This is a genomic window from Gimesia aquarii (assembly GCF_007748175.1).
GTDB classification, from domain to species: domain Bacteria; phylum Planctomycetota; class Planctomycetia; order Planctomycetales; family Planctomycetaceae; genus Gimesia; species Gimesia aquarii_A.
Genome location: NZ_CP037422.1, coordinates 5007732 through 5030302 on the forward strand (window position 1 = coordinate 5007732; position 22571 = coordinate 5030302).

Genomic DNA, 22571 nt, shown 5'->3' on the forward strand with positions numbered 1-22571 from the left:
AAAATCGATTTAAAAAGATTTGGGAATTTGGTTTCTGTCTGAACTCTCAAGGAAGGACTGTAGAATTATCTGAGCTGCCAGCTTATCGAGATACGCCTTTCGCTTATTACGACTGACATTGACATTTACTAAGAACTCTTCGGCTGTTGCTGACGAAAACCGTTCGTCCCAGAAACGGACTGGGATTTGGGCGAATTGACTGATCCAGTTGCCGAATTGGCGGGCTTCTTTTGCTTTTTGTCCTTCATCGCCACTCATATGAACGGGCAAGCCGACCACTAAGCCTTTGCATTGATATTCATGGATTATTTTTGTGAAGAAGCTTTCGTCTTTTTCTTTTGACTGTCTCGTATAATTTTCTAATGGACTGGCGATGTTTTGTTCAAACGTGGAGATCGCGACGCCAACACGTTTTGTTCCATAGTCTAGACCAAGTAAGCGGCCTTCAGAAGGAAATTCATTATCTGGTGGTTCCAGGTTTTCAGAGGAATCGTTCATAGCCACGTTCCTTGAGCAGGTTTACCAGTTTTTTTATGGCAGACTCGTCCTTTTTGGGGGCCATTAATGTGGCGTCGGGAGTGTGTACGATTAAGAAATTTTCCACACCGATAGTAGCGATCAGGTGATCTTCTGTTGTACGAATAATGTTGTTAGAGGTATCGATACCACAATGCAGCCCAATGATTGTGTTTCCATCAGAATCGGCCGGATAATATTTCTGCAAATTAATCCAGTTTCCCACATCATCCCATTCAAAATCAGCTTGAATGACTGCGACGTTGTCTTTTGATTTCTCCAGGATTGCGTAATCAATGGACTCCGATTTCATTGCGGGAAAGTTTTGATTCAGAATGTCTTCATAATGTGGAGTCTGAATGGCATCCGAGATGAGCATTAAGTGCTTATGCATTTCCGGTTCAAAGCGAGCGAAAGACTCGAGTATCGCTTGCGCTTTCCAGACAAAGATCCCACAGTTCCAAAGGTGGTTTCCCTCATCCCAATAACGCTGTGCCGTTTGGGGATCTGGTTTTTCTTTGAATTCCTGTACTTGATAGCCATTCAGCTTTAGGGGTTCTATAGGTGGACCACATTGGATATATCCATAGCCTGTCGCAGGGTGAGTCGGGGGAACACCAATTAATACCAGGGTGTCAGGTTTTGCTTCTATGAGAGTGGTTGCCAGCTTAATCGTACTGTGAAATCCAGATTCTGGTTGGATAATCTGATCTGAAGAGGCAACCAGCATGATTGCTTCTGGATCTTGTTTCAATAAATGAATCGCCGCCAGTCCGATGCAAGGCGCAGTATTCCTTGGTACTGGTTCGATCAGAATCTGCTCTGGAGGGATCTTGGGAAGTTGATTTTGGATTTCCTCAGCCAGAACTCTATTCGTAGCAATCCAGGTATGTTGATCATCTGTCAGATGGTTGCACCGTTCGGTAGTTGCTTGAATCATTGTGCGATCCCCTACCAACTTGAGTAGTTGCTTGGGCATGGTGTTTCGGCTTTGCGGCCAGAAACGTGTGCCGCTCCCACCCGCCATAACAACAGTGTGGAGCATAATGTTAATTCTCCGCCTTAGAGTTGAGATTCACGTGATGAGAGGAACTAAACTGATACTTTTCAAGAGAGACAATGTCTTATTCTCCTAAATAGATGGGGCCTTTAAAAACTGTATCCGATGAGATTTTTGATTTTAATTCGCTTTCGTCCAGTGCGACCAGTGGGCTGATTTCAATAGGTGTGTTTGCGGGAACGTCCACACCGCAGGATTTTAACCACTGTGTATAAATCTGGCAAAGCGCTGCTTGAGCCGTTTCTGGTGAATCTGCCCCTTCTGCATTTTTGAGAGGGTTAAATTCACGCTGACGGTCAATTTCATAAACGAGTACAGTTTCAGCTACAGGCAGGACATCAAAAATAAAGCGTTCAAATTTGATCGCGTTGGGATCTGTGGGGAAAATTTGATTACCTGTTGAATCAAGGAACGGGACTTTTTTATGGGCCAGATGGAACGGGAGCAGGTCATCATTGTTGGCGATTTGTTCCAGAAATGAACGGTTGAAAATATGGATGGCAGTGCTGCCCGCCCAATGCAATAAATTGTTTTCCTTGTCTTTCATTTCGGCGATGTGTGCAGGAAGATCGCTATACTCGATGATTTGAGTTTTTTGGTCTACGTCACAGACGATCCCCATTTTTTCGTCGGCAGTTCGTTTGGCAACAACCTTCACGGAAACATCCGCTTGATGTCGTAGATGGTATCCCAGAAATTCCGGGTCGCAGACAATGGCTGTCGGATTGTCAACCTGATGATAATAGAGGTATTCAATTCCCTTATTTCGCATCACTTCAAACAGTCCAGAACTTCTGAGTGCTGCCAGAGTACCACCATGGCCATCCGGGCTGACTGCTATCCGATGCTTTTCTTCCAATAAAATCTGACCTGAGTCAGCGTCGACTGCTGGCATGGTTCCCTGCTTAAAGAAGTAAAGATCGTCTGCTGGCAGGCCAAAGTTCTGATGTGCTTTGAAGTAGGCAACTGTTTCTGCATGTGTGGCATCACTGGTCATGATGAAATAGCAAATGGACTTTCCCGCTTTACGGGATCTGGCGATTAATTGTTCTACCAGCATTTGGAAGAGGGAAGTTTGTTTGACCGGACCAATGGGGTACATGCCTTTAGGATGACTAAAACCGAGACGTGAGCCTTGTCCTCCTGCAACTAAAATGGCACCGACTTTACCTTCTGTAAGCAATTGCTCGCCCGCCTCGACTGCCTGTGAAGTTTCGTTTTCTGCCTGGATGCGATCTTCTAAACGAATCAACGTTGCGGGACGAGTCGCACGTTCTGCCTTCTCAGCTGACGATTCTCCCTGCATTTGGGAATTGGTTGGGGAATAGAGACCTTTTATTTGCTCAAAGTTGATCGATTCAATGTGTGATGCTAATTCACTCTGCTGGGCTGCATTCAATTCATTCCACCATTGCAGCAGATGTGTTTGTTGATTTGGTTTCAAGATTTTTAAAAGTTTCGCTGAATTAGATATGGGAGTTGTCATCTTATTATGTTGTTCCTCTGATTTCAGTTTGAGGCTTCTTTCTCATTCACATGTTTGGATTAACGCTTTACTCACACATCCGTGGTGAGCCTGTGACACTGTCGCTGCGAAATCAGCCAGATAACCTCTCGAATGAACTACAGGAGCCAAAGACCAGTTGTCCCGACGTTGTTGTAATTCCGAGTCACTGACTTCCAATTGGATTTGTCCTTTTAAAAGATCAAACGAAATGGGATCTCCATCTTGAACAAGACCGATAGGCCCACCGACGGCTGCTTCAGGAGAGCAGTGCACACCGATAGCACCATGCGAAACACCTGAGACACGCGTATCAGAAATAAAGGCCACTTTACCATCCAGTTCCGGAACGGCAAGAGCGGAAGTGGCAACAAGAACTTCGGGCATGCCCGAAGCGACGGGGCCCAGATTTCTTAACACAATAATATTTCCCGGTTTGATTTTCTTTGCTTCGACTGCTTCAACAACAGCTTTTGCATCATTAAAACAGCAGGCAGTGCCGCTGAAATGAGATTCTTGCATACTGGAAACTTTAAAAACAATGCCACCGGGAGCGAGATTACCAAAACAAACTTGAATATCGGCATAATCTTTAAACGGCTGGCCGAGCGGGGCAATCAGTTCCTGATCTGGGATGACATCCTCAATTCCTGACAGGTTTTCTGTTAGCGTTTTTCCAGTGACTGTTAAGCAGTTTCCATTAATGATTCCTGCTTTCAGAAGATGTTTTAATAGAACTGGAGTGCCGCCCAGATGATGGAGATCGACCATTGTTTTTTTTCCGCGAGGTGCAAAATTACAATAGACGGGAGTTTTTCTCAATATTTCCTGAACGTCTTGCAAATGAAAGTCGACTTTTGCTTCTCTTGCCAAAGCCAACAAATGCAGAATGCCGTTGGTTGATCCACCGACAGCGGCGATGGTTGCTGCTGCATTCTCAAAGGCTTTTCGAGTGAGAATATCCCGAGGGCGAATATTTCGTTCTAGCAGATTCTTTACTGCAGAGGCGACATTCTGGCACTCGCTTTTTTTGGCATCATCAATGGCAGGGATTGAACTGCTAAAAGGCAACATCAGTCCTATCGCTTCCAATGCGATGCCCCAGGTATTGAAAGATGCGGCAATTCCACAACCGCCTGGTCCCGGGCAGGCGGTTTTCAGGATCTGATCGGCTTCCGATTGTTCCATCGCACCGACGGCGGCAGAAGCTTGTGAATCGTAGACATCCAAAATGGAGATATCTTGTCCTTTATGGCAGCCGGGCATGATACTACCGCCGCTGACCACTAAGCCTGGGTAATTGAGTCGTGCCAGCGCCATAGCAAAACCAGGACCATTTTTATCACAGTGGTGAAGGCCTATCAAGGCATCATAAGAGTGAGCACTCACAACACATTCGGCTGCATTGGCGATCATATTTCGCGAGGGAAGACTCGCATTACCTCCTTCTTGACCTTGCGTGATATTATCACTGACTGCGGGAACTCCAAAAGGTAAGCCGATCATGGAAGTGGTTTTGCAGCCTCTGGCAATTTCTTTTGCTAAGTCGTATGCATGGACATTACAGAGGTTTCCATCCAGCAATGGCACGCCAATTCCGATCTGCGCTTTGTTAAAATCCTCATCAGAAAAGCCAAGACCGTAATAAAAGGCAGTCACCCCGCGCTGCCAACCATGAGTCAAATTTTGGCTATTCCAATTTAATGCCTGTGCCATCTTGATGTTCCTAAATCGGTAAAATATGAGATTAAGTTCGCTGTCTTGCTTTTTCTTTCACTCTAAACGGTCGGCATCAGGAGTCCAAGTTACTCAACATTTGATTTTAAAAAGAGAACCAGAGTCCTGATGAAATCCGGAACTAGTTTCACAACTTTAGGTTCTGAAAAGATATATCGGTGACTTATAGTCAGAATTGGCTCAAGGTAAACTGACTGCGATTGAGGAAATTATAAAAAATTGATCGAATCAGTCTGAATCTAACTTGGTAAATTCTTTGTATGTTGTTTAATTGTAATAGTTTGCGATAAAATAAAGTCGAGGGGCTTTGCGCTTGCTCATTCGTGCAGAGAAACGTAAACTGTGATGGTTCAATGAGCTAGTATTTCTATAAGGTGTTTTGCTTCCTAAATTTAAGTGTAGATCCCGTTTTGTCCTTGTGGATCTTGGTTATAGCAAAGACACACTTTCATAGGCATTAATATTGATAGGGGGGAATCGCATCTGGGTTAGGTGTGTTTTCATACTCCCTCCAGCATGAGCTTGCCAGCAATCAACTCATGAAATTGACAAGTTTATCAGGTAATACAAAGAAGCTGAGAAAATGAAAAAAGACATTCATCCCGACTATCACCCAGTTGTATTCAAGGATACTTCGACTGGTGATTCGTTTATGATTCGTTCCTCTGCCACATCCAAGACGACAGTCGAGTGGGAAGATGGAAATACTTATCCTCTCGTGACTGTGGAAATCAGTTCCCATTCGCATCCTTACTACACTGGTAAGATGAAGTTTGTTGACAGTGCCGGGCGTGTTGAAAAGTTCCAGAAGAAATACAATTGGGACAAGAGAAAAGGCGAAGAAGGGGACGCCAAAAAAGAAGGCGAGTAGCAAATTTACGAATGGTTTTTTATCGAGGCTCTACGGATCTTTCCGTAAGAGCCTCATTTAGTGAACAGTGGTGTCTTTCTTTTTTATGTCTGGTTTTTCTCATTCCTGATATCAATTTATTTCTTTGGAAAAGAGAAACCTGGCTGGCTTATTCGTGGATTTGGGTAAATGAAGTTTCCTACCCTGCAAGTAAAGTTAGAGCGTTTTGAAGAGTTGGAAAAACAACTTCAAGATCCTGACGTTCTGACCAATAATGCAAAGCTCGTCGAGATCCAGCGTGAGTATGGCGGGCTTAGTAAAGTTGCTCAAGAAATTCGTGAGTTTAATGAGCGAGCCGAGGATATTGAAGTCGCACGCGAGATGCTCGAAGAAGAAACAGACCCTGCTGCCAAAGAATATGCGCAGAAGGAACTTGACGAGCTTTGTGAAAAGCATGAGGCGCATACGAAAGAGCTCGAAGACATTGTCGTGGCAGGAGACTCTATCACGCGCGGTGGTTTGATCATGGAAATTCGTGCGGGAGCAGGTGGAGATGAAGCTGCCTTATTCGCGCGCGAACTGTTTGACATGTACCAGCACTATGTAGAAGCTCAAAAAGGTTGGAAAACAGAGACTCTCAACTTAAATGCGACTGAGCTGGGCGGCATCAAAGAAGTAACCTTCTCAATTTCTGGTGAAGGCGCCTATCATCGACTTCAGTTCGAAAGTGGTGGTCATCGGGTTCAACGTGTTCCAGAGACTGAAACTCAAGGTCGCGTGCATACCAGTGCCGCAACAGTCGCTGTATTACCGGAAGCGAGCGAAATTGAAGTCGAAATTAAACCGGATGACATCCGCCTTGATACGTTTCATGCCAGTGGTCCTGGCGGCCAGAAAGTCAATAAAACTGAGAGTGCTGTTCGAATAACACACTTACCGACTGGGACTGTCGTACAATGTCAGGATGAAAAAAGCCAGCATAAAAACAAAGCCAAGGCTATGCGAGTACTCCGTAGCCGCGTGTTAGAACAAATGCAGCAGCAGGCGGCGGATGAACGTGCCGATCAACGTCGCACATTGATTGGTTCGGGAGATCGCAGCCAACGGATTCGAACGTATAACTTCCCACAAGGCCGAGTAACAGACCACCGCATCAACCTTTCACTTTACAAAATAGATCAGATTATGCAGGGACACCTGGACGAACTGGTTGAAGCCTTGTTACAGTTTGATCGTGAAGAGCGTTTATTAGGAAATAGCTCTGAAAGTTAATCGCTTTTGTTTGCTGTTTCTCTGTTGGCTGATAAATCGATGGATCGTGTTGTGAAAGAAAATCCAGAAGCATCCGAGAGTCCTTCCAAGATTTCTGCAGAACCTTGGACGGTACGTCGTATTCTCGATTGGACGACGGCTCATTTGGAGAAACATGGAAGCGATTCTCCCCGTTTAGACACGGAAGTGTTACTGGCGTTTGCTCGGAAATGTGAACGAATTCGTCTCTACACAAACTACGATGATGTTGTCACTGAAGCAGAACGCACACTGATGCGACAACTTGTTCAAAGAAGAGCGAAATCAGAGCCAGTTGCTTATCTTGTAGGGAAACGGGAATTCTTCGGCCTGGATTTTTATGTCGACAGTAGTGTACTGGTTCCTCGACCTGATACTGAAACTCTGGTAATGGAATTAGTTGAGGAAACGCAAAAACGAGCTTCTTCTTCGATACTTGATTTGTGTACGGGCAGTGGTTGTGTTGCTATCGCTGCTGCCGCTAATTGCTCTAATGCACAATTTCTTGCAACTGATATTAGTGAGGCAGCCTTAGAGGTTGCCAGGAAAAATGCTGAGTCCAACTCTTTATCTCAAAAGATTCGATTCCTAAAGAGTAACTGTTTTGAATCAATCCCACACGATTCTCTATTCGATCTCATTGTAAGTAATCCCCCCTATATTCCTGATTCTGAAATAGAATTACTGGAGGCAGATGTCAGACAACACGAGCCTCGGCTTGCGTTAGCAGGTGGTGAAGATGGTTTAGATTTTTATCGAAGAATTATTCAGGAAGCACATCAGTACCTAAATGAAGAAGGTGTTTTAATGCTGGAATTCTCTCCCGAACAGGAAGTGGCTTTAAAATCGCTATTTGATAGATCTGAGAAGTATACTGATGTGAAAGTCAAAGCGGATTTGGCAGGCCGTGCCAGGGTCATTATTGGCAAAAAATCGCCTATCTTGAAATAATCAGATCGCATATACTCCGTTTAAAAGCTTACTGACTAAAAGTTTCGGGGAGTTCCAGGGATGGATATGTTTATCGTTCGCGGAGGCGAACGGCTTTCAGGTTGCGTTTCCGTAAGTGGTGCCAAGAATTCGGCTTTGCCACTCATGGCGGCCGCTCTGGCTTGTGAAGGCGAAACCATCCTGCACTCGATACCCAATCTGGTTGATGTCTCAACTCAAGCACAGGTGCTAAGTTCTCTGGGAATGCAGGTGGATCGAGATGATTCAGGTGCTTTGCGCCTAAAAACCATAGATGAAACTGCCTGCATTGCCGACTATGAACTTGTACGACGGATGCGTGCCAGCGTTTGTGTCTTGGGCCCTTTATTGGCTAAACGGGGCATGGCTTGTGTTTCATTACCGGGGGGATGCAATATTGGTGATCGGCCCATTGATTTACATCTCAAAGGCCTTTCTGCTTTAGGAGCACAAATTCGCGTTGAGCGTGGATATGTCATCGCACGGGCCGAACGATTACGTGGGGCCAACATTTTTTTAGGAGGCGCGTTTGGAAGCACTGCCACTGGTACTTGTAATGTGATGACAGCTGCTGCTTTAGCAGAAGGGGTTACTACGATCGAATCGGCGGCTTGTGAGCCGGAAGTCGTAGATGTTGGAAATTTTCTCAACGCTGCGGGAGCAAAGATTGAAGGCTTAGGTACTCCATTTTTGCGAATTGAAGGAGTAGAAGCACTACAAGCAGTCGAGCATGAAGTGATACCTGACCGCATTGAAGTCGCCACGTTGATGATTGCAGCAGCAATGACGCGAGGTGAAGTTCGATTGGATGGAGTTCGTCCTGACCATGTAACAGCTGTCATTGAAAAGCTAAGGGATGTGGGGGTCACAGTCGTATTGGAATCTCCGGATCAGCCTGGCAGAGTTCAATCGGTTCTCACAAAGGTAGCGGGAAAGCTTAAATCGGTCGATTGTATTGCTTTACCTTATCCTGGAATTCCCACTGATGTTCAAGCACAACTAATGTCATTACTTTCCGGTATCTCAGGGATCAGTATTGTGACCGATAAGGTATTTCCCGACCGATTCATGCATGCTTCAGAACTAGCTCGTATGGGGGCTAAGATCCGTCGTGAATCTGCCAGTGCCATTCTCAATGGCGTTTCCAGACTCAGTGGTGCTTGTGTAATGGCTTCGGACTTAAGAGCCAGTGCTGCGTTGGTTTTGGCGGGTTTGGCAGCGGAAGGAGAGACTGTGATTCGTCGAATCTATCATCTTGATCGTGGGTACGAACGTTTGGAAGAGAAACTCATCGCATTAGGAGCCAATGTCCAAAGAGTGCGCGATGAACCAAAAAATATGCCGGAAAGTTTGAAGCTTACCGATAATGAGAGCCGACCCAGTCACTCGGAGTTACTGGATGCATTAACTGGCCCCCACTGGAATCAAAACCAGAGCGACCAACGTGCTCACCAATCAAAGAAGTCGAACATGAGATAAGATTGCGAATCTCAACGAGCTGATTTGGTATTAAAGAGTCGTATCACAGGTTATTTATCTTTTTGCGAATTTTTGTCAAAGTCCAGACAAAGTACATGTGATTCACTCCGAAGATAGAGTTTTTTGTGAGCTAGAACCGGTGCTGTCCAGGATGGATATTTGATTTGTGGAAATGAAGTACGACAAACCTCATGAAATTGGTCTGGATCGACCTTCACAATCGCGAGAGTTCCACGTTCCCCTAATACGATGAATTTATTATCTGCTAGAACTGCAGAACCACGTCCGTAAAAAGGCCAGGGCGCTGGTTTACCGGAATTAATCCATTGGAACTGCCCTGTTAGTTGATTGCGTTTTACTTTTCCGATCACAGGTGCAGTCCCATCAGTCTCCCACATGACTTTTCCATCCGACAATCGCACACAGCGCATTGTAGCACCTCGTTCATGCCGACCACTGAAGCCGTAGAGATAACCTTTGTGATGAATGGTCGTTGACCAGTGAGTCATCATGTTGGTGGGGTTACGCCAAAGCTCTTTGTAGCTTTTCCCTTCCGGGTTTACCTGCAGTAGCGCAGACCCAACTTCATATGCGGCAGACAAAAAGATCTTGTCATCCACAACCACTGGACGGGCCGCATTTACGGAATCATTAATCATGGAACGAAACCAATACTTGAAATTGACGGAACCATCTTTAGGATCCAATGAAACAAGTCCCTGACGCATAAGGCACAGCAAATGACGTTTTCCATGTATCGTAACAGCGAGGGGAGACGAATAGCTGGAAAGTTTTATATTTGCACCGCGCCATTGATAAACGGGCATACGTTCCCAACCTGTTGATGTTCCGTCCCAGACTTTTTTTCCCACGTTTTCCCAAAGCGTTTTCCCAGTTAATGCATCGAACGAGACCATCCCGGAGTTTGGTTTGCCACCTACCATGACAATCAATTGATTTCCTTCCAGTATGGGAGTGGAACCGACTCCAAAAAATCCGGGAGGAACGTCAAACTCTTTGAGACAATCGCGATGCCAGACGAGTTTTCCATCTTTGAGATTTAGGCAATACAGTTTGCCTTGAGCACCAAATGTATAACAGTATTTGGGAGTCAAAAGTGGAGAGCAACGTGGGCCATTGTTATATCCATAGGGGTCGCGAAAATCAGAGTCATATTCATACTTCCATAAGAGTTTACCAGTATCTGCTGTCAGGCATTCGATGACTTCTTTACTTTTTCGATTGGCGTCTGGTCGGTGATGAATGATTAATTGATTACCCAGAATTGAGGGTGCACTATAGCCAGTACCTATCTTTTTTTCCCACAACAGTGCGGGACCTTCTTCTGGAAACTCGTCAATTAAATTGGTTTCCGCAGAAATCCCGGTTTGTAACGGTCCAAGAAAGTAAGGCCAGTCATCTGGTTTGACAGCGATCGATTGTGCGTTGATGCTCGAATCCTGTGTACCATTCTGAGGAGTTGGTAACGGAGTAATCAGCAGCACACAACTTGTGAAAATCAGTGCGGACAAGCATTTCATGTAACGGCGAGAGTTGCCTGTGTCTTTCATAAGGATTAACCATTCAAGGGAAGATGATCAGGGGAGCTCGTATACTTTATAGGTTTGATTTTGATAAATGGGTTTGAGTGTTGTAAAGGGACCAAGTCGTTTTACCAGGAGATGCGTGATTTTTGTCTCGTTATTGAGGACACGAATCGCATTCTCGTCAAAACCGTTATTATAATAGTTCTGGCCCCATTTTCGAAGGTATTTTAGTCGTCGATTCCATTCAATGAGGCCGGCTGCGTCTTGTGGACAGTCTTTAATAGTGACGTATTCCGGTCGTTGTGCATACCACTTGAAGTCAGACTGGTGGGTGGGGGTCAGAAAAAGTGCGGTTTCAGGAGTATGGTTTTTGATCCAGCGGCAAGCGTCAATCCAGTCAGTGCGCTGAGCTGGTGGCATCTTATGAATCGGAGGAAAGGTCCAGGCAGAATAAATCGCTGATATGAAGATGCAGAAACTGAACAAGGGGATCATTTGTTTGAGAGATGTTTTTTTGATTAGAAGTAATTTTAAATCTGTGTTTTCGTTTTGAAAAATCCAGTATTGAAAAGCATTGACTATCGAAATTGTGACAGCGATAGGGAGTAAGGCATCAAATAGACGAAACGGATAAAATTTTAACAGTGACATGCGAAACGCATAATACGGCATTTCGCTGGCTGGTCGTGGGCCGGCACCCAATAGTAATCCGATGCATGCAAGACCAATTGTTCCTACGATAAAAAGTTGAAAAAAGCGATTCGGAAACGATGGTCCTTCATTTCGCTTCAAGATCAACCAGACTGCCAATAGAATCGCATATAATACATAACTGCTTAAATGAAAATCCATCGGATCAAGATGATGCTTAATGCGGTAGAAGACTTGAATATAATTCGCTGCGAAGTTCTGTTCTGAATTGCCTTGGGCCAAGAGCCCTATTGAGGGAATCAGTCCCGGAAGTGAGCAGAGGATTAACAGTCCGGTAGCCGAAATCACTGATCGCAATGTCTGTCTATATGTGGCTTTGTTAAAGTCTCTTCTTTTCCGATACCAATCACAGACAAGTGAGAATCCACCACAAAGTACGCCCCAAATTCCTACGACAGGATGCCAGCTTATGGTGAGTCCTGCATAGATCGCAGCTCGATTCCAGTGTTGCTCACAGGCACTGGCGAGTGACAAAAAAAGAAAACCGTATGCAAATACCTTAGATTCGATTCCACCAATGATCCATTCACCCGAAAAGTTACCTATCGCAACCATTCCTAAATAGATCCAAGCTGTGATTAAGGGGGACCAGATTCCCGGAACTAATACTTTGACTAGCCGATACCAGCCCATTGCTAACAGCAGGAACGCTACAAGACGTCCGAGAAGTGCTGTGTTATGAAGAGAAAGCCATTGAGTGAGGCTCCCCATAACCTGATAGAAAAAGGAATGCGCGTTGGATGACTCCAGAAAAAAATCACCAGAACCCCATTGTGGGTTCCAGTAATGTTTTGCTTTACTTAGATAATGCGGTTCATTGATTCCCGGGATAGGGAAGCGAAGAAAAGAATCGGCGGCGAAGGAACCGCCGATTAACAGAATCATGAGTATGGCTTGAGGAGGAATTTTAGAAGCTTTGGATTCAGGGTTCACTGAACTTGAGCACATTGTTAAGCCATAAAAATAAACCGTAAGAATGCATGGTAGAGAACTTAAAATCTAATAAGAGTGGATTATTTCTTAGATTTTTTTCGGGCCGCTTTCTTCTTCGCCGTCTTTTTCGCAGGTGATTTTTTTGCAGGTGTTTTTTTGGCAGCTTTCTTTTTTGCACTCCCCTTTTTGGCAGCGGCTTTCTTTTTAGACCCTTTTTTGGCAGAGTCTCCGAAGATTTTGTCGTAATTTTCCCAGAACTGTGGTGTGGTACCTGTGCGAACAATCGGGCCACTCATAAGCTTACTTCTCCATAAATATTTGAAATTTCAGGATATCATTTCAAACGCAATATAATTTAGTTACCAATAAGATAGTCATTATATCAGTTGATACTGGTATTGTCTTATTTCCGAGCGATGATTCTTTCGATCTGACACTGAATTGTCAAGTCTGCTCACAATGATCTGGTTGAACTGAGGCAGGAAAAGAAGTTCGTAATTCGTTACTTTTTTGACGAATCGTTTCTAAGAGCTTTGTCAAATGAGTGTCGGTTGTGAGTGGGTTCATGACGGTAATCCGAAACGCTGCCTGACCATCAATGACCGAGTGTACGATATAAAATTCTCCGGATTCGATAATGACTCTTCTCAACTTGAAATGAAACAAGTTTTGTTGTTCTATAGATAGTTGTTGTAACCAGTCTGGTTGATAACGAAAAACGAGAATATTACACTCTGGCTTATGTACAGGTTCAAAATCAGTCGTTTGCTCCAGCATTTCATAAAATATTTGTGCGGTTTCAAATGTGACATCGACAAGATCTGCAAAGAGACCTTTTCCAAACAGTGACCAGACTCCCCAAAGGCCATAACTGTTTGCGCGTTTGGTGCATTCAATTGTTCTTAATCCTAAATCATATTCTGCAATCTCAGGTGCAGACGGATCGAACAAGTAGGGAGCCTGTTGCTGGAACGCTGCAGATTGATGTGCTTTATCTTTAAAAAACAAGAACGCACATAGCGCGGGCATGAACATCATTTTATGTGCATCGAAGACCACACTGTCTGCCCGATGGAGTCCTGCAGTAAGATGATGATGATGCTGAGAAAAACAAGTTGGACCGCCATGTGCTGCATCTACATGTAACCAGATTTGAAATTGTTCACACAAGTCAGCGATCTCATTCAGGGGATCAAATGCGCCAATGGGTGTGGCACAGGCACAGGCGATGACAGCAATGATTTTTCGGTTTTCACTCTGGCACTTTAAAATTATTTCTCTCAAAGCGAGCGGATTCATCCTGCGTTGTTGGTCCAGAGAGACTTTGAGAATATTTTCGGTACCGATTCCGAGAATACCAGCAGAGCGGGTCAAGCTATAATGGGCATCGCTGGATGCGAGTATGACAGGCATTAGTTCATTCTTAGCTGATGCTCCCTGTTGCCAAATTTCGGGGCACGTCAGATTCCGAGCCGCCAATAAACCAGTGAGATTTGCCAGTGATCCCCCGTGTGTGACAAGGCCAGAGAATTTATCGGTTGGAAATCCAATTTCTTTACCGATCATTTTGATTAATGCAATTTCGACTGCTGTGGCCCATGGTCCCATTTCATAGACGGCCATTACCTGATTCGTGACTGAAGCAATTGCGTCAAACAATCCAGCCAGTGGAACAGAGGCAGGCACCTGATGACCAATATATCGGGGGTTTTGTAAGTTGTGTCCTTTCTCTAACATCAATTGTGTGAGCTGTTGAAATTCCTGGACTTTAGGCTGTTGTGATTGGACCTCCGGTTCTGTACTTGAAGTTACATGTGAGTTTAACTTTCGCAATGCCAGTTGGATGTTTTCAAGCGGTGGATTCCAGTTCAAAACTTGACCGTCTGGAGTTTGCAGGGAACGCGCATGTTGTGTGAGTGCTTCAGATAAAGTCTGGCTAGCTGCAGACAATAAATCGGGAGAATAAGCAGCATGAATTCTTGTTCTTGCCGATTGTAATTCAGGGGCTGTCATTGACATGGAATTCTCATTACCTGCGAAAAGGGAAAACAACTTAGCAAGCGAAAGTGTGCTGGATATCGATTAATTGTATTCGCTTAGATCATACCGAAAACATGGACGGCTGAATATAAATGAGCCGGTCCTAATTGAGAACTCTTAATTTCGTATTTAAATACGTTTAGAAAAGAGCCGAGCATGTGGGTTGTGAATGTTCTATTATGATAGACATTTTAGAAACGAAAGGGTTCAGAATTCATCTCATAGCCCGGGTGCATGCAGATATTCATCAGCAAACCGAGTGCGAGGCATGTGCTCAGCAGACTGGTACCACCATAACTCATTAAGGGGAGAGTCATGCCCGTAATGGGCATCAGTCCGACTGTCATGCCGGTGTTAATAATTGTCTGTGAAGCCAGGAGCGTGACAATCCCCACTGCAACAAGTCGACCAAATGGCTCGCGTGTTGCAGTAGCGATTTGTAAGCCTCTGACAAACAAAAACGTAAAGACTCCCAGGCAAAACAGGCAGCCCATAATCCCAAAGCGTTCGCCGACCAGACAAAAGATAAAATCAGTCCGTCCTGCAGGAAGGTGATAAGCAGCGGGATCATCAATGGGCATGCCAGCAATCTCACTTCCCCAAACACCACCCAACGCCAACATCTGTTTCGACTGATAGAGATGATAACCATCTCCCTTGGGTAATTCTCCTCCATCGCGTTGGGTAAACAACGCAACAATTCTCGATTTTTGTTCCGAGTTCATCTCGAGCCAAAGTAATGGTAAAGTACAGATTCCCAGAACGAGAATTGTGATAAGGTGTCTTGGCCTCGCTCCTGCGGAAAACAACATCGCGAATAAGATGGGGAAGAATAAGAGCGAAGTTCCCAGATCTGGTTCTCGTAAAATCAGAAAAACAGGCAGGCATGTCAAAATGAAGGGGATGATTAGTCCCGGGATCCGTCTATAATTTTTACGGTGCATGAGGTAATGTGCTAGCGCCAGGATGTAAGTGATTTTGGCTAGTTCTGATGGTTGAAATTTAAAGAAACCTAATGGAATCCAGCGGCGTGAACCATTAATTGCAGGGATAAAAAAGACGGCAACTAAAAATAGTAGGGTTACAAAAAAAAGGGGGTAGCTGATACCTCGTAAATTTCGATAAGGGAAAACCATTGTGCTGCAGAGTGCCAGCAAAGAGATGAAAGCCCAGACGCATTGTTTCTGAAAAAATTGTCCTTGGCCCGATAGTTCGTCACCACGCGCTATTCCAGCCAGGCCGCATCCTATAAGTAAAAGAATACAGCATAAAATTGACCAGGGAATTTTGTGAATGTTTGCGTGACTCATTAAAAGATCATTTAAGGATTTATGAAGCAATTGTGAGCGATTTTTAACGAAAAATCGCTATTTTGGAAAGAGAAATCTTTTTTGCCTCAGTTCAACAGAGTCGGTTCCCTTTACTGGTGTCAAATCAAGAGAAATCAGCTATTCTTTCCTACGGTAAACAGACTATCGTTGTCATTTGAATTCAATTCCATGTTTTACTCATTTAGAAAAATCTGTGCGAAATATCCGGTAACTGCAGCATACATTGCGGTGGCAATCGGGTTATTTACTGCTGTTCAGATATATCGAGTCAAAAACACTTCTTACGGAGCAGAGGCGTTTGATGACGCCTTATGGAAATTGGGGGCGGTTCAGCCTTTAGTATTTGTGCATGATCACCCCTTGATCAAAGAGAAGGGTTATCCTACAGGCGGACCCTTTGATCTATGGGCAGGGGAATGGTGGCGGATTCTCATTAGTGGCTTTCATCATGGTGGTATTTTGCATCTGTTGATGAATTGTCTTGCCATCGGTTTTCTGGGGCGCTTAATCGAACCGGTAATGCGATTCTGGGTTTATGCCGCTTTTCTGATCCTGGCGACGTTTATCTCTTTACTCCCGGAATATTATTTTGCTCATTATCCAGTAGGGCTTTCGGGAGGCGCCTACGCGATGTTTGGATTGCTGATTTACCTCAGAAAGACCAATGCAGATATCGCTGCCGTATTTACTGAGAGAGAGATCACCTGGGGGTGTGGCTGGCTGATTTTGTGTTTTGTGTTAACGAAATTCAATATCATGCATATTGCTAACGCAGCACATCTTGCTGGCTTTCTTTATGGTTTACTCGCAGGAGCCGTATTGATCAGTCGTTCCCGATTTGCGGGAACATTTCGGTTTACATTTATTGCTGCACATTTATTAATCATTCCCTGTACCTATTTGATTTGCAATCCCGTTTGGAATGGCAAATATTACTGGTATCTGGCACGCCATGAGAATAACCTTGAGCAACGTATTGCTTATTTAAAGCAGGGGATGGAATTGGCTCCTGGGGAGCCAAAAATTGGAGCGGAATTGGCATTAAGTCTTTACCAGACAGAAACTGTGCCCATGAATTCCTGGAAGATTATTCTTCAATCTTTAAATAAGAATCGTTCCTATGATAAGGGAGTTCAAATTGCTCGATTAATTTGGGGCCAATTTGATTCAGATAAGCAAAAAGCAAACGCGTTAAAAATTGCGAGAAATGTTTTTGGCAATGAATCGGATGATTGGCTGGAACGGCTCAATCTTGACTCAGAGACAATCGCACAGGTAGATGTGCCATTAACAGGGGAATCTGGTTTTCCTAAAGAGGAATTTCTGTTTTTAAAAGAAGCAGACCAGCAGGTGAAACCAGCAAAACCAAAAGATTTATATGCCCCTCCGGTTGATCCCCGGTCACCTCAGAGTGCCGTTGAGGGGGTCACACTATGATGGATAGGGACGACTGACAGAATTGGCAAAATTGATACATTTGCTTCAAAATTCATAAATGCCTGTTGTTTTTTATCTACAGACATGATTCCACTAAGTGAATTTTACTCAGAGTCTGTGCTTGAACTACGCTTAACGTAAACGAATCTATTGTTATGCTGTACTAAAGAGTTCGGTCAAGAATGTCACTCGCTCTGTTTCATACAAAAACCTGCTAGATAATCATTTGATCGAACTCGTTTGACTCTACAAAACAGCATATGATGTTTAAAAGTAATCTCTCATATCGATCTGTTTATTATGGCCACTGCTTTGGAAAACCAAAACGAATCCACAAATGGGAATCCCAGCGAGGAAGACTCCGAGGAGTCGATACTGGTTGATCGCTTTCCTGAAGCATTGCGAGTATCCCGGTTTACATTTTTTACTGTATGTATTCTGTCATTATCTTTTTTACTGTTTAGCTCGCTTCCGCTCTGGCACACAGATATCTGGGGACATTTAGCTTATGGAGAGTTGATCTGGCAATCAGGCGGTATTCCTGCCTTCGAGCCATTGGTTCCCCTTTCATCGGGAATCCCATTTATCGATACTGCCTGGCTTAGTCAAATCTTTAGTTTTCAGGCTTACCAGTTATTTGGAGTCGCCGGGATTAAATTCCTGTATGCGGCTGCTATCACAGCTTGTCTGGGCTTGCTTCTCTATCGTATTCAAAAAAGAACAGATAGTTTTTTGTGGGGTCTGCTTTGCGTGATCGGGTTTCTCTTGTGTGATTGGAAGCAATTGGGAATAGTACGCCCTCAATTAGCAGGTTTACTCTGTTTTGTTCTACTGTTTATAACACTTAATGCACGTCAATGGCGCAGATTTTACTGGTTTGCGATTCCAGCGCTCTTTGTTTTATGGGCGAATCTGCATGGTTCCTTTCCCGTTGGATTAGGTTTAATCGGCTGTTTTTTAGTCGGTCGTGCCGTTGATGTCGGGAGGAAATCTGGAACATGGAAAGCAATGTTTCGAGACAGTGTGACTCGTAGATATTTCTTGCTGCTAGAGCTGTCTGCCATTGCGGTATTAGTTAACCCTTATGGCTTGCGATTATATACAGAAGCATTTGCTTTCTCGTCTCATCCTAATCTGGCAGAATTGGTCGAATGGAGCCCTTTAACTTTGCGGATGTACCAGGGTAAGGCAGCAGCTTTGCTTGGATTACTGATTGTCATTGCTTACCGTTTGACTCCCCGCAGAATTTCTGTGGCTGAAGTTCTGATTCTTGTGGGACTGGGAACTGCGGCCTTGTGGAGTTCGCGGATGATAATCTGGTGGGCACCAGTCGCCGCTTATTATCTGGCATTACACGGGGCGGCGATTTGGGGGCATAAACGGAAAGGCCTGGTAGATGAGGCCGAAGAGAATGCGGTTCATTATGCGGGGAAATGGACCGTTGTTTCTGTAGGTATGATCTGGATCTGCTTTGCCGTTACTCCGATTGGGTCTAGAATTCTGCACGGTAAGCAAGTTGATTTTGAGAAGAGTGTTTCTTCAACGACGCCGATTGGTGCGGTGAACTATCTAAAAGAAAAGAAAATCGAAGGCCAGCTCTTCAATTCGATGGAGCTCGGCGATTATTTATTGTGGGATGGCCCCGAGAACGCCTCTGTATTTGCAAATTCCCACGTCCATTTGCTTCCACAGGAAGTATGGGATCATTATTTACGCATAATCAATCTCGGGAGTGATGGTGAGGAATTGTTGGACAGATATGGCGTCAACACAATCGTGTTGGATTTACCGCGTCGAAGCAATTTGTTGCGTCGTTTGGAACGTAGTGGAGATTGGCGTGTGGGATACAAAGACGGTCGGTCAGTAGTGTTACTACGAAATGAACCCATTGAGTGATCAACTTCTGTTCTTTTATCAATTACTAAAATACTTCTTTCATTTCGAGCTCAGCTATGAAGTCACGCAAATTGACATTGAAAACGATAATTACGGTACAAATTCTGGTTGTGATCGCTTTTTGTGGAGCTTATACCCTTGGTTCCAAAGAGTCGCAACAAGAATTCAACAATGTTTTTCTGAAGCAAATTTCATATCCGGAAGTCAAAATTGATCGAAAGGTTCCACTTCAAGTGGAGCCGTTTTATGATGATCCTTCCGTTGTGACAGATGATGAATTAGCCGCGGTATTGAAACAAGTGCGGCCTAAATTTCCACGGAAACGCATGAAGCCCAATCATGTCGAGCATGCACTGCGTACCTGGAGTATTCAATCTACATTTCAAGATCCGAGTATTGTTTCAGGAATTGAAATGAGAGATTTTTTAATTGATCATGCTCGTTTTTTGACTTCATGGGGAGATGAGATCTCTCCACTGCTTGTAGAGGAACCAGCGGGGATTTCGATTCGTTGGGGCAGTCAGGCAGGAGGATCAGTGCATCATGACCACTGGCTCGCTTCGTTGACAGAAGCTGGTATTCATTTAGATGAACCCGTTTTTGGTCCGTCACGGCGTGATATGGATATTAATGATGTGATTCAGGAATCACTTCGCGATTTTCGTTTGGATGAGCGAGAAGTGGAATGGTCGGCGATGGCTTTCGGGCTCTGGATTCCTCCTGTGAAACAGTGGAAGACGGTAGATGGTCGTGTTGTCTCGTTTGATCAGATCGTAAAACGATTGATTCGAGGGCATAAACGTTTTGGTGTTTGCGTCGGAACACATAGAGTTTATTCGCTGATGTTACTGATTCGTCTTGATGACGAGTTTCATATTTTATCGAAACCAGTGCGGGCAGAAGCTTATGCCTATCTGGAACGTGTCCGAGACTTGATCAGTGTCTGTCAGTTTGAAGATGGTCATTGGCCTGCCAACTGGATGGATGGAAAAAGTGCTCTGACTGATCCGCAAGAGATACCTGATTACAAGAATGTTATTGCAACAGGACACCATTTGGAATGGTTGGCGATTGCCCCTAAAGAATTGCACCCGCCGCATGAGATGATTGTCAAAGCGGCAAAATGGGTCATTAATAATACCACTTCGCATACCGAAGAGGAGATATTGCAAAAGTATACGTTTTACAGTCATGTTGGGAATGCGTTAGCGTTATGGAGAAAAACGCATCCAGCGACATTCTGGAAGGATTGGCAGAAAACACACCCTTACGTTCCAGGTGCAGACGATCTTCAGGGAGCCAATGATGGCATTGAAGCGCGTAAGCCAAAGCTGTAGATCTGATACCTCATTTCAGGTGAAGTAATCTACTTACCACCGACAACTGTGAATGATACTTTTGAGCCCGCCGGTTTGAAGAATTCTGCTTGAATTCCTTCCTCGTTCCGATTTGCCAGGTTGATCAATAGAGTCAGTTTATGGATGCCTTTTTCCAAATCGAATTGATTTTCTGACTCTGATTTTAATTGACGCGCATCGATCCAGATTTTGGTGTCCTGTGCCGAATTGACCCGAAAGCCAATTTTGCCTGCTTCCGTTACATTAATTTCTGCCTGTAAGAGGACAGATGAATCAGTGGTTAACGTCTTCAATTCCTCGTAAGGTAATAAACCTGCCACCATCGCATATTGGGGTGTCCAATCTGTACTGGGAGCGCGAAGTACATGTTCTTCAAACAACTCTTCATCCACAGTTTCATTTGACAAAATCAGATCAGGAATATTTCGCATTAGTAACCAGCGCTGTACAGTAGGTTTGGAACGAATCGCGTATGGACCTGGCTTACCTAAAACAGACAAATATTTCACGATATCGACGAGTTCATCTCTTGTCAGAAATTTGGTCAGTCCTTGAGGCATTAAAGAGCCGCCTTCTGCTTCATCGTCAATGTCATCAACGGGGATCACAATTTGCTTTCCGTTCGCATCTTTCAGAATGATTCGTTCCTCATTGCGATCAACAATGATTCCACGGATGATTTTGCCTTCAAATGTGACGATCACATAGGTCTGATAGGCTTCTTTGACAGCTTGATTAGGATAAAGGATAGAACGAACCAGGTAATCTACAGGAGAACTGGCACCAATGGGACTCAGGTCCGGCCCGACTTCGCCTCCGGCTTTACTGACTGCATGGCATTTCATACAACTGAGATCAGAACGGCGAAAGATTTTTTCTCCTCGTTCCGCGTTTCCGTGGTCAATCACATCTGCCACGAGTTGTTTAAATTCCGCATCAGTCAGTTTCTTTTCTTTGCCCGACATCCCTGCTGCTTTACTGAGGGCATCGCTTAACAATTTGTCACTCCGGCCTACAGAATACATATAACGCAGAAGTTTTTTCGCAATATCTTCAGGGATCTTCTGCGAATTAATGGCAGCCGCCAATTGGTCAGCAGCCCCCTGTTTCTCCAGAATTGCAGCGATAAATGGTGTGGGATCACCCGATTGTCCCGATGACATGATTTTGATGCCAGCTTTAATGGCCTGTTTTAAATTTAATGTCACCAAGGCTGCTGCTCCGAGATAGCGAATCTCCTGTGGTGAATTTTCGCCGGTGAGTTCGTTCATCGCTTGCATACTTTCAGGTCCCCCAATGGAAACGAGAGCATCAATGGCGGCGGTTCGTAATTTCTCATTCGTTTTTGTTGCCAATGCTAATTGTTGTAGCTTTTCCGTTGCAGAAGTGACTTTCCACAAACCTGCTAATTCGACTGCGACTAGATTGATGGGAGGTTTTTCATTGATCAGAGTAGAGATACCTTGCAGCGAACCTGCGGGAATGATCTTTCGATTTTGAAATGCTTCTTTCAATGCAAGAAGTGATTTTTCCTTTAAGTCACCTTTGAAGGCATTTGTGGTAATTTGTCCCCAAATATATCCCAGATCTTCTTTGTTCCCTTTACGACAGATGAGTTCAATAAGCGTTCCCTGGCGTTGCGCAGGAACCCGACCACTTTTCAAGAGTTTCATCAACGGAGCAACGCTACTCTTTGATTGGGCAACAGCGTGCTCTGAATGCTGCAAGACGAAAGATAAGGTGAGCCCTGAAAGTAACAGGATTGAATAAATGGGTGGTTGATTTCTCATTTTGAAACTGACTCAGCGTAAAAGTCGTCTAAATTGTAGGTTAAGACGTTAATTGGTACAGATGGAAATGCAAGGGGCGAGATCAAACTTATCCAGGAGAAAATCAACACTTTTCTCCTGGAT

17 protein-coding genes are annotated in these 22571 nt (G+C 44.4%); 7 read left to right on the forward strand and 10 right to left on the reverse strand.

Annotation, left to right across the window (positions count from 1 at the left end):
- Positions 1 to 9: 9 nt before the first annotated feature.
- From ruvX to V202x_RS19140, 4 genes are all read right to left on the reverse strand, one after another.
- The gene (ruvX, locus tag V202x_RS19125) at positions 10 to 498 is read right to left on the reverse strand and encodes a Holliday junction resolvase RuvX (protein WP_145178307.1); all 489 of its coding nucleotides are present in this window, start codon (positions 496 to 498) and stop codon (positions 10 to 12) included.
- Entirely contained in the window at positions 482 to 1561 is a 1080-nt protein-coding gene (locus V202x_RS19130) for a mannose-1-phosphate guanylyltransferase (protein WP_145178309.1), read from the reverse strand. The genes ruvX and V202x_RS19130 overlap by 17 nt, the downstream gene beginning before the upstream one ends.
- A gap of 79 nt (positions 1562 to 1640) precedes the next feature.
- Positions 1641 to 3062, reverse strand: coding sequence for a UTP--glucose-1-phosphate uridylyltransferase (locus V202x_RS19135; RefSeq protein WP_145178312.1), 1422 nt, complete (start codon positions 3060 to 3062; stop codon positions 1641 to 1643).
- Between the two features lie 42 nt (positions 3063 to 3104).
- Positions 3105 to 4796, reverse strand: coding sequence for a dihydroxy-acid dehydratase (locus V202x_RS19140; RefSeq protein WP_145178314.1), 1692 nt, complete (start codon positions 4794 to 4796; stop codon positions 3105 to 3107).
- A 604-nt stretch (positions 4797 to 5400) separates the two neighbouring features.
- On the opposite strand from V202x_RS19140, the gene V202x_RS19145 reads away from it, so the two are divergent.
- The 4 genes from V202x_RS19145 to murA all read left to right on the forward strand — a co-directional run bounded on the left by V202x_RS19145 (position 5401) and on the right by murA (position 9405).
- Positions 5401 to 5688: a type B 50S ribosomal protein L31 gene (locus V202x_RS19145; RefSeq protein ID WP_144985391.1), complete on the forward strand. Its 288-nt coding sequence runs from the start codon at positions 5401 to 5403 to the stop codon at positions 5686 to 5688.
- 168 nt (positions 5689 to 5856) lie between these two features.
- On the forward strand, positions 5857 to 6939 hold the full coding sequence (prfA, locus tag V202x_RS19150; protein ID WP_145178316.1) for a peptide chain release factor 1: 1083 nt from the start codon (positions 5857 to 5859) through the stop codon (positions 6937 to 6939).
- A 51-nt stretch (positions 6940 to 6990) separates the two neighbouring features.
- Positions 6991 to 7908 carry a peptide chain release factor N(5)-glutamine methyltransferase gene (prmC, locus tag V202x_RS19155; protein ID WP_232098578.1) on the forward strand — a complete coding sequence of 306 codons (918 nt, stop codon included), beginning with the start codon at positions 6991 to 6993 and terminating at the stop codon, positions 7906 to 7908.
- Between the two features lie 60 nt (positions 7909 to 7968).
- Positions 7969 to 9405, forward strand: coding sequence for a UDP-N-acetylglucosamine 1-carboxyvinyltransferase (murA, locus tag V202x_RS19160; protein ID WP_145178318.1), 1437 nt, complete (start codon positions 7969 to 7971; stop codon positions 9403 to 9405).
- Positions 9406 to 9455: 50 nt separating this feature from the next.
- Here murA and V202x_RS19165 read toward each other — a convergent pair whose 3' ends face one another.
- The 5 genes from V202x_RS19165 to V202x_RS19185 all read right to left on the reverse strand — a co-directional run bounded on the left by V202x_RS19165 (position 9456) and on the right by V202x_RS19185 (position 15946).
- Positions 9456 to 10976: a PQQ-binding-like beta-propeller repeat protein gene (locus V202x_RS19165; protein WP_232098580.1), complete on the reverse strand. Its 1521-nt coding sequence runs from the start codon at positions 10974 to 10976 to the stop codon at positions 9456 to 9458.
- 27 nt (positions 10977 to 11003) lie between these two features.
- Entirely contained in the window at positions 11004 to 12596 is a 1593-nt protein-coding gene (locus tag V202x_RS19170; protein ID WP_145178321.1) for a DUF6798 domain-containing protein, read from the reverse strand.
- A gap of 80 nt (positions 12597 to 12676) precedes the next feature.
- Positions 12677 to 12892: an RNA polymerase subunit sigma gene (locus V202x_RS19175; protein ID WP_145178323.1), complete on the reverse strand. Its 216-nt coding sequence runs from the start codon at positions 12890 to 12892 to the stop codon at positions 12677 to 12679.
- Between the two features lie 148 nt (positions 12893 to 13040).
- On the reverse strand, positions 13041 to 14615 hold the full coding sequence (locus tag V202x_RS19180; protein ID WP_145178325.1) for a pyridoxal phosphate-dependent decarboxylase family protein: 1575 nt from the start codon (positions 14613 to 14615) through the stop codon (positions 13041 to 13043).
- A 212-nt stretch (positions 14616 to 14827) separates the two neighbouring features.
- Positions 14828 to 15946, reverse strand: coding sequence for an FtsW/RodA/SpoVE family cell cycle protein (locus tag V202x_RS19185; RefSeq protein ID WP_145178327.1), 1119 nt, complete (start codon positions 15944 to 15946; stop codon positions 14828 to 14830).
- 189 nt (positions 15947 to 16135) lie between these two features.
- On the opposite strand from V202x_RS19185, the gene V202x_RS19190 reads away from it, so the two are divergent.
- The 3 genes from V202x_RS19190 (at position 16136) to V202x_RS19200 (ending at position 20637) form a co-directional block, all read left to right on the forward strand.
- A complete protein-coding gene (locus V202x_RS19190; RefSeq protein WP_145178329.1) occupies positions 16136 to 17404 on the forward strand; it encodes a rhomboid family intramembrane serine protease in 1269 nt (422 codons plus the stop codon).
- A 300-nt stretch (positions 17405 to 17704) separates the two neighbouring features.
- The gene (locus V202x_RS19195) at positions 17705 to 19300 is read left to right on the forward strand and encodes a DUF2339 domain-containing protein (protein ID WP_145178331.1); all 1596 of its coding nucleotides are present in this window, start codon (positions 17705 to 17707) and stop codon (positions 19298 to 19300) included.
- 56 nt (positions 19301 to 19356) lie between these two features.
- Positions 19357 to 20637 carry a hypothetical protein gene (locus V202x_RS19200; protein ID WP_145178333.1) on the forward strand — a complete coding sequence of 427 codons (1281 nt, stop codon included), beginning with the start codon at positions 19357 to 19359 and terminating at the stop codon, positions 20635 to 20637.
- Between the two features lie 29 nt (positions 20638 to 20666).
- Here the strand turns inward: V202x_RS19200 and V202x_RS19205 are convergent, their stop codons facing one another.
- Positions 20667 to 22448: a HEAT repeat domain-containing protein gene (locus V202x_RS19205; protein WP_145178335.1), complete on the reverse strand. Its 1782-nt coding sequence runs from the start codon at positions 22446 to 22448 to the stop codon at positions 20667 to 20669.
- Positions 22449 to 22571 lie beyond the last annotated feature (123 nt).

What these genes read in the sequence shown, in the direction of transcription:
- ruvX (WP_145178307.1), bottom strand. Translation starts at nt 498, where the DNA reads ATGAACGATTCCTCTGAAAACCTGGAACCACCAGATAATGAATTTCCT.
- V202x_RS19130 (WP_145178309.1), bottom strand. Translation starts at nt 1,561, where the DNA reads ATGCTCCACACTGTTGTTATGGCGGGTGGGAGCGGCACACGTTTCTGG.
- V202x_RS19135 (WP_145178312.1), bottom strand. Translation starts at nt 3,062, where the DNA reads ATGACAACTCCCATATCTAATTCAGCGAAACTTTTAAAAATCTTGAAA.
- V202x_RS19140 (WP_145178314.1), bottom strand. Translation starts at nt 4,796, where the DNA reads ATGGCACAGGCATTAAATTGGAATAGCCAAAATTTGACTCATGGTTGG.
- V202x_RS19145 (WP_144985391.1), top strand. Translation starts at nt 5,401, where the DNA reads ATGAAAAAAGACATTCATCCCGACTATCACCCAGTTGTATTCAAGGAT.
- prfA (WP_145178316.1), top strand. Translation starts at nt 5,857, where the DNA reads ATGAAGTTTCCTACCCTGCAAGTAAAGTTAGAGCGTTTTGAAGAGTTG.
- murA (WP_145178318.1), top strand. Translation starts at nt 7,969, where the DNA reads ATGGATATGTTTATCGTTCGCGGAGGCGAACGGCTTTCAGGTTGCGTT.
- V202x_RS19165 (WP_232098580.1), bottom strand. Translation starts at nt 10,976, where the DNA reads ATGAAAGACACAGGCAACTCTCGCCGTTACATGAAATGCTTGTCCGCA.
- V202x_RS19175 (WP_145178323.1), bottom strand. Translation starts at nt 12,892, where the DNA reads ATGAGTGGCCCGATTGTTCGCACAGGTACCACACCACAGTTCTGGGAA.
- V202x_RS19180 (WP_145178325.1), bottom strand. Translation starts at nt 14,615, where the DNA reads ATGTCAATGACAGCCCCTGAATTACAATCGGCAAGAACAAGAATTCAT.
- V202x_RS19185 (WP_145178327.1), bottom strand. Translation starts at nt 15,946, where the DNA reads ATGAGTCACGCAAACATTCACAAAATTCCCTGGTCAATTTTATGCTGT.
- V202x_RS19190 (WP_145178329.1), top strand. Translation starts at nt 16,136, where the DNA reads ATGTTTTACTCATTTAGAAAAATCTGTGCGAAATATCCGGTAACTGCA.
- V202x_RS19195 (WP_145178331.1), top strand. Translation starts at nt 17,705, where the DNA reads ATGGCCACTGCTTTGGAAAACCAAAACGAATCCACAAATGGGAATCCC.
- V202x_RS19200 (WP_145178333.1), top strand. Translation starts at nt 19,357, where the DNA reads ATGAAGTCACGCAAATTGACATTGAAAACGATAATTACGGTACAAATT.
- V202x_RS19205 (WP_145178335.1), bottom strand. Translation starts at nt 22,448, where the DNA reads ATGAGAAATCAACCACCCATTTATTCAATCCTGTTACTTTCAGGGCTC.